The organism is Paenibacillus wulumuqiensis, from assembly GCF_000971965.1.
Lineage (GTDB): Bacteria > Bacillota > Bacilli > Paenibacillales > Paenibacillaceae > Saccharibacillus > Saccharibacillus wulumuqiensis.
On the sequence record NZ_KQ040793.1, the window covers coordinates 1 to 12,130 of the forward strand.

At 50.3% G+C, this 12,130-nt stretch carries 10 protein-coding genes and 2 tRNA genes; 1 reads left to right on the forward strand and 11 read right to left on the reverse strand.

Annotated features, from left to right (window positions below):
* Window positions 1–167: 167 nt before the first annotated feature.
* From WH45_RS22710 to leuB, 9 genes are all read right to left on the reverse strand, one after another.
* Window positions 168–1,844, reverse strand: coding sequence for a GAF domain-containing sensor histidine kinase (locus tag WH45_RS22710; protein WP_052723596.1), 1,677 nt, complete (start codon window positions 1,842–1,844; stop codon window positions 168–170).
* 194 nt (window positions 1,845–2,038) lie between these two features.
* Window positions 2,039–2,109: transfer RNA gene (locus WH45_RS02985), tRNA-Gly, on the reverse strand.
* A gap of 13 nt (window positions 2,110–2,122) precedes the next feature.
* Window positions 2,123–2,196 (reverse strand) — tRNA-Pro (locus WH45_RS02990).
* Between the two features lie 242 nt (window positions 2,197–2,438).
* Window positions 2,439–3,407, reverse strand: a complete 969-nt coding sequence (locus tag WH45_RS02995) for an aldolase catalytic domain-containing protein (protein ID WP_046212950.1) — start codon at window positions 3,405–3,407, stop codon at window positions 2,439–2,441.
* Between the two features lie 105 nt (window positions 3,408–3,512).
* On the reverse strand, window positions 3,513–4,910 hold the full coding sequence (locus tag WH45_RS03000) for a DUF4129 domain-containing protein (RefSeq protein ID WP_162198435.1): 1,398 nt from the start codon (window positions 4,908–4,910) through the stop codon (window positions 3,513–3,515).
* A 27-nt stretch (window positions 4,911–4,937) separates the two neighbouring features.
* Window positions 4,938–6,044, reverse strand: coding sequence for a DUF58 domain-containing protein (locus tag WH45_RS03005; protein WP_046212952.1), 1,107 nt, complete (start codon window positions 6,042–6,044; stop codon window positions 4,938–4,940).
* Window positions 6,045–7,067 carry an AAA family ATPase gene (locus tag WH45_RS03010; RefSeq protein ID WP_046212953.1) on the reverse strand — a complete coding sequence of 341 codons (1,023 nt, stop codon included), beginning with the start codon at window positions 7,065–7,067 and terminating at the stop codon, window positions 6,045–6,047.
* 152 nt (window positions 7,068–7,219) lie between these two features.
* On the reverse strand, window positions 7,220–7,624 hold the full coding sequence (locus WH45_RS03015) for a hypothetical protein (RefSeq protein ID WP_046212954.1): 405 nt from the start codon (window positions 7,622–7,624) through the stop codon (window positions 7,220–7,222).
* A gap of 292 nt (window positions 7,625–7,916) precedes the next feature.
* Entirely contained in the window at window positions 7,917–8,999 is a 1,083-nt protein-coding gene (gene leuB, locus WH45_RS03020; RefSeq protein WP_046212955.1) for a 3-isopropylmalate dehydrogenase, read from the reverse strand.
* A 599-nt stretch (window positions 9,000–9,598) separates the two neighbouring features.
* Between leuB and WH45_RS03025 the strand changes: the two genes are divergently transcribed.
* Window positions 9,599–10,579 carry an aldo/keto reductase gene (locus WH45_RS03025; protein WP_046212956.1) on the forward strand — a complete coding sequence of 327 codons (981 nt, stop codon included), beginning with the start codon at window positions 9,599–9,601 and terminating at the stop codon, window positions 10,577–10,579.
* Window positions 10,580–10,709: 130 nt separating this feature from the next.
* Here the strand turns inward: WH45_RS03025 and WH45_RS03030 are convergent, their stop codons facing one another.
* Together WH45_RS03030 and WH45_RS23635 are read right to left on the reverse strand one after the other, a co-directional pair.
* On the reverse strand, window positions 10,710–11,792 hold the full coding sequence (locus tag WH45_RS03030; RefSeq protein WP_052723597.1) for a hypothetical protein: 1,083 nt from the start codon (window positions 11,790–11,792) through the stop codon (window positions 10,710–10,712).
* A 98-nt stretch (window positions 11,793–11,890) separates the two neighbouring features.
* Entirely contained in the window at window positions 11,891–12,070 is a 180-nt protein-coding gene (locus WH45_RS23635; RefSeq protein ID WP_046212957.1) for a hypothetical protein, read from the reverse strand.
* Window positions 12,071–12,130 lie beyond the last annotated feature (60 nt).

Below are 12,130 nucleotides of genomic sequence, written 5' to 3' on the forward strand. Positions count from 1 at the left end.
ATGAAAAATGCACCCCCAAATGTTCATTAGTTTAACCGAGGGGTTTTCTAATGTCCATTTTAAGGGGTGCAGTTCATCGCGGAGACAGGCTTTTCTATATTCTCATTCGCTCTCGAACAACCTTAGGCTTGTCCTTCCGCTTTACAGCTTCCTTCAAGCCAGCGCATTCAGGAAGAAGGAGTGGTATTACTTTTCGTATCAGTCAATGCAAATATAAGCGCATTCATCAGATACGATCGGCGCACCGGCTTGGATACTACACTTTTGGACCATGTTCGCAGGGTGGGGTCCATCGTCATGCCTACAGAGGTGAGCAGAATGACCGGGATGCCATACATCTGCTGCAGCTGTTCGATCTGCTGGCGTATGACAGTCTGTTTTTCTGTCGCTACCAGCTCATGATCCAGCATAATCACGTCAAAACTCTGCCCTTTCTCCAGCCGCCGCAGCATCTCTTCGATCCGATCCGTTTGCGACAGCTGGATATCCCAGTCTTCAGCGAGACGGGACACCCACTGTAATGCCTTGTCGTTATCATCTACGACCAGCATCCGTTTGCCCTGCAAAATCGGCTGGCGGAAAGTAGGCACAGAGAACTCATGACGAGGCAGTGTCAGAATAAATGCAAATGTCGAGCCCTTTCCTTTGATACTGGAGACGATAATCTGGCCGCCCATCAGCTCTACCAGCTGTCTGCAGATGAGCAGTCCAAGGCCGGTTCCTTTGTATTGACCCTGCTTGTTATGCACCTGTACATACCGTTCAAACAACTGATCCAGCTGCTGATCATCAATCCCGATCCCTGTATCTGTGACTGAGAATTTCACAGATACTTCATCGCTATTCGATTCAGGCAGCACCTGAGCCTGAATATGCACATCACCTTTTTGGGTGAATTTGACCGCATTGCTGATCAGGTTGATCAGGATCTGACGGATCTTGCGTGTATCACCGTACAGGATCGGAATATTCTCTTCAATCTCCAGGATGATCTCAATATTGCGTTCCATCGCTTTGGCAGCAAACAAATAGGTCGATTCTTCCACTAGAGCAGGCAGATCAAACAGCTCCATATCAACCTGCATTTCCCCGGCTTCCATCTTGCTAAAGTCCAGTACATTATCGAGCATCTCCATCAGTGTATGACTGCTTTTGCGGATAATATCCAGATGGGAACGCTGTTCCGGGTTCAGCGGAGTCGGCTCCAGCAGTTCCACCATACTGATCACACCATTGAGCGGATTGCGGATCTCATGACTTAAGATTGCCATCGTATCCGATTTGTACTGCAGCTGCAGATCGACTTCTTCCTTTTGCTGCTTGAGATCGTCCAGCTTGACCGTAACCTGCTGATGATCCTGGATCAGATCATCATTGATTTCGATTTGCTGCTCCAGCCGGTTCTCCAGTTCCACAACGTACGACAGGAAGATCGCCATCGAATGCATCGTTTTGACTTCCGACTTGGAAAATATATAACCTGGTGTATGCAGTGCACATACCGTACCGAACGATTCTCCATTTTGTAAAAGCACCGGAAATCCTATAAATGAATGATCTCCTGTATTTGCTGTTACCGGCAATTCGCAAGTATACGGATGGGTCAGCGTATGTGAAATATAAACGACTTTACGGGAGACCAGACCGCAGTAGGTATCCTGCAGGGGGAGCTGAATTCCCTCTTCTACCAGAATCTGATCTCTATTGAACGCTTTCAGTATATGATTGGTTTTACCGTCATTGCTTGCTACAAATATCGTATTTACCTTCAACATGCTGCTGAGCATATCTGTAATATGTCTGGCCGCATCCACAACATTATCAAAAAACAATTTTTGGATCATGGTCCACCTTTTTTTTCTTTGAATTTCTAAGGAGATTACATTAAAACGACGTACAAACAGTATAGGGGATGAGCGATGGCATAGATATGCTAAATAATTCCATTCTTCATAATTATTTAAACTGTATGGGAGAAATTGCAGATCACATTATAAAATAAAAAAAGGCCCTTGCAGAGCAAGGACCTTTTCTGTGAAGCGGGTGATGGGAATCGAACCCACGCTATCAGCTTGGAAGGCTGAAGTTCTACCATTGAACTACACCCGCATAAATATCAGTATCGGGATGACACGATTTGAACATGCGACCCCCTGGTCCCAAACCAGGTGCTCTACCAAGCTGAGCTACATCCCGAAGTCAGTCGCTAAGAAATATTATCTCTTAACGACAGGATCTAATATACCATAATCACATTTATTTGGCAAGCAGATTTTACATTGGACATACCTGAAAAATGATCTGCCTTGATAAATATACCGTTCACTTTCCTGATCGCCATAGCCAAAAACCGGCCTGTCCTTTTCAGGACAGACCGGCTGTATGGGATCAGATATTTCTCTGCTCTACCGGGATAAAGTCATGCTCCAGCGCTGAAATCAGCCTTTGGGAGACTTCTCGAAGCTTACTTCCGGTGTAGTCAGCTTGTCGTAGAAATCAACAGAGTTATCCTTGTCTTCGGAAGCGCGCAGCGCCATCGCCGAACGTGGATGCTCATCGAGTGTACCGGTGATCATATAAGGAATCAGGTAGCCCCATTCTTCTTTTTCACGCAATGGAATCATATGCTTGTCGATAACTTCCAGAACCGGACGAAGTGTGTACTTCGTGTTCTTGAGATGGGTAACGAGCAGTTCGGTCGGGCAGTTACCTGCCGCACGGCCCATGCCGTATACGGAGGCATCCAGCAGCTCGACACCGTTATCCGCAGCAATCAGCGTATTGGAAAACGCCAGCTGCATATTGTTATGGGTATGTACACCCAGACGTTTGTTTGGCAGATTCGTCTTGAACTTGTCTACCAGGTAAATGAAGTCCTTGTAGTCCAGGCTGCCGTAGCTGTCTACGATGTAGACCACATCTACTACGCTTTCCTTGATCAGTTCAAACGCTTCAAGCAGTTCATTTTCCATCACATTGGACAATGCCATAATGTTGATGGTTGTCTCATAACCGCGGTCATGGAACGTCTGAACAAGCTGAAGGGCCTTGTCAACATCCTTGATGTAGCAGGCTACACGGATCAGATCCAGCATACTCTCTTCACGCGGCAGAATATCATCTTCATCCACACGACCGATATCGACGAGTGCAGACAGCTTGGTGTGGCCTTTATGAGGAATAACGGTACGAAGGAACTCGTCATCCAGGAAACGCCATGGACCTGCGGATTCTGCACCTTTAAGCAGCTTTGGAGAGTTTTTGTAGCCGATCTCCATGTAATCGATGCCTGCTTCATTCAGGTTATTATACAAATCCTGTACAAATTCAACGCTGAAGTCCCAGTTATTCACCAGACCTCCATCGCGAATCGTGCAGTCAACAATTTTGCAGTGGTTGAGTTTCATTGTTAATCTCCTTTCAGCCGTTTCATTCTCTCCATGATACTGTACGCGGAATTGAAAAGTAAAGAAAATTCTCACATGCTTTAACGCATCAATTGAATAAATCGACTATTTCGGTTGTTTCTGCTGCTGTTCCCACTGCTGCAGTTCTTCTTCGCTAACAGAATGATTGCCATAGCGCACCTCATTATACCAGACAATCAGACGCTGCATGCTGGACGTTTGTATCTGCTCTGTCTGCATATGGGACGTGCGAGTCTGTTCGGTCTGCACGCTCTGCTGGCGGCGCTGATCCGAAGTGGGAATCTCCACTGATGGGGACAGCCTGCGGGCAATATCGGCTGGTGTATCTGCGACATTTATCGTTATGCCTTTTTTACGGGCACTGCGCAGCAGCTGTCTGTAATGGTAACGTACCCGGCCGGATGGGTCGGATGGTATTGGTTCGCTGCGCCGGTTCCAGCGCAGACGCGAAGCAAGCGGCTTTTGTATTTTTTCCGTATGATCGGTGTAGCCTTTCGGTTCGGCTGTATCTTCTGCGAGTGCACCTCCCCACAGACTGGTGAGCCAGCGGGACAACCGGGGCGCATATTTGCGAATCAGACGGTACAGCATCCAGCCCAGCCAGCCGGCAAAAGCAGCCAGTGCCAGCAGCATGACAATCTGGGCAATTCTCTCCAGAATTAACGGATTGAATGAGCTGCTGTCTGATTCTGGCAGGTCCATCGGCGGCAGCATGGGCGGATTCACCGGTTCGGTAGGCTGTGACAGCTGCGGCGGTACATCCGGTGACAGCAGCTGTACCAGTCTGTGCCAGAGCCAGCGCAGTGCGGCAGACAGCTGGCTGCTGCCGCCGATAATCGCAATCAGGATCACCACGAGCCAGGTCCAACTGCGGCTGCGACGGATTACGGCACGCAGCGCTGCCAGGGAAAATCCTTCTTCAAAAGCAATACTGCCAATCTGCTGGGAACCGAGACGGAACAAAATGGAAAAGATGCTGATGGCACCTGCGGCATAGATCGATCCGCGCACCTCATCCAGTCCGCCGGCATGTCCTGCTGCCACATAGGCAATCCAGGTCACCCCGAGCAGGATCATTTGCCATTTTAGTGGAAATACCCGATCCCATTGCCCCGCCGCCAGCACAATGCCATAGAGCATCGCTGCTGCACCCAGCACCACAGCGATGATAAGCAGCGGCATGCCGCCCGACTCGCTATAGAGCCACACTAGCGCTGCTGCAGTCAGCATCAGATAGATCACCAGACTGATGATCCATTTCCATCCGGATGATCTTGCTTGTCCGGCAGTACGCAGCACTGTTCCGAGACCCGCCATCGACAGCAGAATCAATAACCAGCCGGCAGGCTGCTGGGTACGCAGCCAGTACACATCCAGCAGCAGAATGAGCGGATAGACTGCTGCCATGCCCGCTATAATATGTATGGCATACCACACCAGTCGGTGCCTTACCGGCAATGTGGTTCGTGGATGGGCTGTCATCGCTTCACCTCCCTGCATAATTGCAGCTTACTTTGCCGCATTTTTCAATTCCTCCACACCGGGAATCGGCAGGATGCTGACTTTGGAACCCGCCTGTTCGATCCTTTCCACTTCGGTACGCATCGCTTCCGAATAATGCGGAGTGATGATCAGAATATCCAGCCTTTGCTCGTTGTCTTTGGGCAGTAGTGTATGCAGAAACTGGGGAAATGGCCGGCGTAATCGCAGCTGCAGCTCGGCCATTGATTGCAAAATGGCAGTGAGCTGCTCGCTGCCATAGGCAGGCCACAGCCGCGCATCGGCTTCATCTTCGGAAGGCATGATCGCGTTATGTCCAAAACCGGCTTTCATCCCTCTGCCGATCAGGTCGGCAGCAGCGGTTGCGGCGCAGCTGATCGCATACTCGGCCACGATCGGCTCGGTCACAATGCTCCACATCTGCTCGCTCAGCTCAATATTAAGCAGAATCATCACTTCCGGATCGGCGCTGTACCCATGCTGGAACACCTGCAGCTGACCAGTGCGTGCGGTCGCCCGCCAGTGCACCTGATTCATCGGATCACCGCTGCGGTATTCGCGCACCCCTGTAATCAGGAAAGGATCTTCATTAATCCAGCGACGGGTCTCGATTTCTCCCTGCCAGCTCCGGTAAGCTTCCGGCATATGGTCCAGCGGTATATAGGCAGGATACACCATCATCTGCATCCGCACCTGCACCGGACGGCTGACCCGGGCCAGTCCAAACAAATCTCCCGTCGTCATGAGTGCGCTCTCCATGCGGAAACTGCCGCGCTGCCTGCAGACCATATAGTGGCGCCGCACAATACGGGTACGCCGTCCCAGACTGAACAGGCTGTTGTGGTTCTGATATACCGTCCCTTCGCTGATAACCGTATCAGTCGTCCCGGCAAATTGAAATGCCATCGGCAGCATCGCTTCCAGGCGCAGCCAGGGCAGCGGCAGCGCGCGTCCATTTTCCAGTATTTCAATCATCTCGACCGGCTCACCAACATGACAGCGGTTACGGGAAAGCTTGCGTTCATAATGAATCGGTGCAAGAGAACGTCTGCCAAATACCAGCGCCTGAATCACAATCATGACGGCAGCGACCAACATGAGCCAGAACAGTTCCATTTATTTCACACTGCTTTCTATACCATTCTCTGTCGGCACCGGCTCCGTCTCCAGAATCGACTGAATGAGCTGCCGGGCCTGCTCTGGTCCATTATGATGCCTGCTGCGGAAGACCAGCCGGTGAGCGAGCACTGGCGGTGCCAGTGTACGGATATCATCCGGCAGCACGTAGTCTCGCCCTTGAATAGCTGCAAAAGCCTGCGCTGCGTGCAGCAGTGCCTGGGTGGCGCGCGGGCTGGCACCGAGAGCTGTCTCGGGATGTTCACGCGTAGCTTCAGCGATTCGGACCATGTAATCCAGCAGATCTTCATGCACTCTGACCTGACGGCATATATTTCGGGTCTCGATAATCTGCTCCCTCGTTACCTGTGCATCTGTACTGCTGGATGTATTGTTTTGAACATTGGGATCGGCAGTATGGGCAAATTCCAGTTTGGCGTCCGCCCTATCCAGCGACCGTCTCAGAATCTCTACGCCTTCACCAGAGGAAGGGTAACCGAGCGAGAGCTTCAGCATGAAACGGTCCATCTGCGCTTCCGGCAGCGGGAAGGTGCCCTGGTTATCCACCGGATTCTGGGTGGCGATCACCATAAATGGATCTTCGAGCTTCATACTGGTACCGTCGATGCTGATCTGCTTCTCTTCCATACATTCCAACAGACTGGACTGGGTACGGGGTGTGGCCCGATTAATCTCATCCGCCAGTACGATATGGGCAAATAAAGGCCCCGGACGGAACATGAATTCGGATTCTTTTTGATTATAAAAGTTTCCGCCGGTCAGATCCGACGGCAGCAGATCGGGTGTAAACTGGACACGCTGAAAGCGGCAGTTCATTGATGCAGCCAGTGTCTTGGCAAGCATCGTCTTGCCGGTCCCCGGCACGTCCTCCATCAGCACATGACCCGATGCGAACAGGGCGGTCAGCAGCAGCTGAATTTCATGCTGCTTGCCTACGATTTTCCTGCCTATCTCTTCCTGCAGACGTTCAGTGATACGTTGTACCTGGTTGATCGGTATCATGAGGCTTCATCCCTTCTTATGTAAATCACACACTTCCCTATCATACAACGATACCGGTGCAAATGAAAAAGAGCAGCCGGTCAAAGGCTGCTCTTTTTGGTAGAGAGTTGTACGCAGATAGTGGATATCACCGTACACTGAGCTCTCTTCTATTATTTATGCTGAAGACGCGAACGACGCATACTCATTACGGCAAGACGTCTTTTCAAATCACGTTCCCATTTTTCATCCTTGATTTCCTTGGCTACCGCCAGCAGGTCCAGACTCATGTCGATCTGCCGCTGTACCATATCTACAGGGTCATCCTCTTCCACATTCACGCAGTTCTCGAACATGGTGTCATCGTCTTCCATCACATAATCCTGGAAATCGATCTCCGGTGTACCGTCATCATGTGCATATTCCGCGAGAATCTCGTACTCATTCTCGACTTTGTAATGCACTTCGATACGCTCACACACCGGGCACACCAGCAGAGGAACATTGTGAACCTGGGTTCGAAAATGTTTGAGGGTCCCTTTCGTTCCAATCATACTGCCGCCACAGCAAAAGCTCATCGTAGTTCTCCCTCCAGACATGATTCTATAATCGTAAAAAGCGACTTCGCATCAATGTTAAATCCATGTTTGTGAAAGATTATTAACCAGCTTATCTCCATTTTACACCTTTTCCGGATAAGACAAAACCCCTTTATTCGTAAAATACGGAGATAAAGGGGTTAATTTACGCAGGTGAAAACAGGCACAAATCAGCTTGTTAACCGTATTCCGGTGCTGCCAGATTATTGACCGGCACCGGCTGTCCGGCTGCAATATTCGCAGTCTACGAAGGGCTCGGGCAGCACAGCAATCAGGCTTTGCGGATGGCTGCCACGATCAGGTCGCCCATTTGCGTGGTGGACAGTGCCTTGCTCTTGTCGACAGCGATATCCGCTGTACGATGACCTTCGTCCAGCACTCCGGCTACCGCTGCTTCGATCGCATCTGCCGCTTCACTGTATCCAAAAGTAGTACGGAACATCAATGCCAGCGACAAAATGGTAGCGATCGGATTCGCCAGACCCTGTCCTGCAATATCCGGCGCCGAACCGTGAACCGGCTCATACAATCCAAAGCTTCCTTCACCGAGTGAAGCCGAAGCCAGCATGCCGATCGAACCGGTCAGCATCGCCGCTTCATCGCTCAGAATGTCTCCGAACATATTCTCGGTAACGATCACGTCAAAGCTGGAAGGGCGGCGCAGCAGCTGCATCGCGCAGTTGTCGACCAGCACATGCTCCAGCTCCACATCCGGATACTCCGGAGCAATGCGGTTAACCATCTCACGCCATAGACGGGAAGTCTCCAGTACGTTGGCTTTGTCGACAGAAGCCAGCTTTTTGCGGCGTCCCTGGGCAATCTCGAATGCCTGTCTGGCAATACGTTCGATCTCGGTTACATTGTACACACAGGTATCTACCGCTTCTTCTCCGTGGGCTCCCTGTCTTCTCAGCTTCTCCCCGAAGTAAATGCCCCCGGTCAGCTCCCGTACCACCATCAGGTCTGTGCCTTCCAGCACTTCCGGCTTGAGTGTGGACGCTTCCTTGAGGCAGTCGAATACAACTGCCGGGCGAAGATTGGAGAACAATCCCAGTTCCTTGCGAATACCGAGCAGTCCGGTCTCGGGACGCAGCTCTTTGGGATTGTCATCCCATTTCGGTCCGCCTACAGCCCCCAGCAGTACGGCATCCGCACTTTTGCAAATGCGCAGCGTATCTTCAGGCAGTGGTGTACCCTTTTCATCAATAGCGATTCCGCCGAACAGGGCATGCTCGGTCTCAAAGGAATATCCGAATACCTCTTCGGTTTTTCTCAGCACTTTTTCCGCTTCGGCTACAACTTCCGGTCCGATCCCATCACCGGCGATGACTGCGATTTTTTTGACGTCTGCCATATATATGACTCTCCTTTGTTCAGCGGTTGATCCGCATCTGCTTGATAGTTGGAAAACGGGTCGCTCTTATTCACGAATTACTTATATTCAGTTTTAACACACATGTCAGGTATGCGCCAAGATATACAAACTATGACGCTGATAGGCATAACCTATAGAGCGGAGAATACTTAGAATAATTGGTCAAGAACTGACCCGGGGTGAATAATACTCCTAAATATATACATAGTGGTTAGCTTTATATGGATTATTACAAGAATTACAGTATTATCGTAATCCACATACTGCGGATGATCATCGTAGAGATTGATGTATCATTAAATGAAATACCGTATGCTTTTTGCACCTTACAAACTCATTCTTCTGCTTTCTATTTTCACTCTAAAACGTTATTCATTTTTTATACCCTTCCTCTATCTCCCTTGCCAAATGAACCATTATACATTTTACGAAGTTCGTTATTGTTATATCCGATATAGTCATAGTCATTAATACCATATATTGGTTAACCGGATTTGAACTTGCTGTCCAAGAGGAATAGAATATTACCGAAACCTTGTTGGATCATCGTATCCAACCAATCAAAGGAGTGGACGATAATGGAATATTCATATCTTGGCAAGTCAGGCTTGAAAGTCAGCCGGATCTGTTTGGGCACAATGAACTTCGGACCGGTTACCGACGAGAAAGAATCTTTCCGCATTATGGACGCTGCTCTGGATGCAGGTCTCAACTTTTTTGATACTGCAAATGTATACGGATTCAAAGTAGGAGTTGGCGCTACCGAAGAAATTATCGGACGCTGGTTCAAACAGGGCGGAGGGCGCCGGGAGAAAGTCGTACTGGCAACCAAAGTATATGGGAAAATGCATGATGAGACCGATGGTCCCAATGATGAAGGTGGACTGTCCGCCTATAAAATCCGCCGCCATCTGGAAGGCTCGCTTAAGCGCCTGCAGACGGATCATGTGGAATTGTACCAGATGCACCATGAAGATTCACGAATCAGCTGGGATGAACTGTGGGGTGCTTTTGAAGTAGCGGTTCAGCAGGGCAAGATCGGTTATGTCGGCTCCAGCAACTTTGCCGCCTGGCATATTGCGATTGCCCAGAAGGAAGCGGAGAAGCGCCATTTCCTCGGTCTCGTCTCCGAACAGCATAAATACAGCCTGCTCTGCCGTGAGCCGGAACTGGAAGTACTGCCTGCTTCCAAAGAACTGGGACTGGGCGTTATTCCATGGAGCCCGCTGGATGGCGGACTGCTCGGACGCAATGCCCTCAAGAAAATCGAAGGTTCCCGCAGCGGCGGCAATGCCGAACGCGTAGAAAAGCATAAGCAGCAGCTGGAACAGTTCGCTTCTCTTTGTGAAGAACTGGGTGAGCCGCAGGATGTGGTCGCTCTGGCCTGGGTACTGGCGAATCCTTCGGTAACTGCACCGATTATCGGGCCTCGTACATCCGAGCAGTTTGAGAGTTCACTGCGTATACTGGATGTGAAGCTGGATGAATCCACCATGAAGCGTCTGGATGAGATTTTCCCCGGTCCTGGCGGCGCCGCTCCAAAGGCTTACGCCTGGTAAATGCACGATACCAATACCGAATATATGATCAGCAAAGCCCCTGCGGATGAATCACATCCACAGGGGCTTTTGCCTTGTATCCATATTTATGCTTTCTTTTGATTACCAGCAAATGATCGCTGCAAGCCGATTACAGCGTCTCCACCAGAATGCCAAGCGGCGTCGAAGACGCACCGGCGATCATCAGGCTGAACGTGTATTTGCTGTTGCCGGGCGGTACGCTTGCTACATAGACCGGCGCTTTTTGCTTGTTGGTACGCATGAGCGGCACTCCATACACGGTATCATTGACACGCACCGCACCACCATAGCTTCCGCCGCGCGGGTTGAGCGAGATCTGAACGGTCCGCTTCTGAGTACCCGGGTTGTGCACCGGTACGGTGACATTGTAGATTGCGCCGAACTGTGCCCGGTTATCCAGCGACAGTTCCGGCAGCTCGCTGGCTGCAGCAGTGAACAGCTGATCCGCTGGCAGCGAGCCGTCTTTTTTCACTTTGGCAGCTGTGGGATAGATGACACGGCTGCTGCCAACCGTATAGGTTGGAGTGACTGCATTGGTCTCCGAGAACGTCCAGTTGCCGCGTGGATGTGCCTGTGGAGCCGGCGGCAGCGGAGCGTCTTTGATCAAAGTAAGGTCATAAGCGGTATCACGGGAAGCGGCTGTCCGTACGGTATACAGAATCTCTCCGCTGTCTGTACTTTTCACGGTAAAGTCGTACGTAAAACCGAGCAGCTTGCCTGGCGGAATAATAAATTCCTCAATCAATCCGGACTGCTGCTGCTTGATCAGTGCAGTGTTGGGTGTACGATCATCTGTCGTATCTGCCAGAATTGCCCGGGAAATGCTGCCACCAATATCCGTGATCCAGTTGACTTCGTCACCACCGATACGATACTCGCGAGTGACATCTTCGATGCGAAGCGCGCCATGATTGGCCCGGTTCTCCACGGTAATCCCTACTTTGACCGGCGTTGTCAGCACATTATAATGCCATCCGAATACCCGGTGAGTGATTGTGCTACTGCTGCTGCGCACCACGTCATGCCATAGTGTCCCCTGGCGTACCGGAAAAGTCGTCTCGCTCAGTGTCTCCGGGTTGTCGCTGACCATTAGTCGGCGTGTACCACCCCGGGTCGCCGAAGCGATATCATACTGTGCTACACCTGTCGTATCCACTGCTTCAATCGTCAAATCACGTCCACTGTCTCTCATTAGTAATTCCTCCCTTATCAATGTGGCCCTTAAAGACTGACTAAGTACTTGATCGAACAGCCAGCTTTTTTTAAGGGTTCATCTATAAAGGTAAAAAATCAGGCATTTTCACAACTTCGATTTTCATTTAGTTCATATAAATAATTAGCTTGTGCTTGTGCTTCAACCTCAACCTCAACCTCAACCTCAACCTCAACCTCAACCTCAACCTCAACCTCAACCAAGTATCGCAAAAATCCCCTCAGAGAACCAGCAGCTGATTCCATAAACAGAATCATTTACCGCTGTTCCACCCTGAGGGGATCGCATATATACTTCACTTATATTTTCATTCCAAA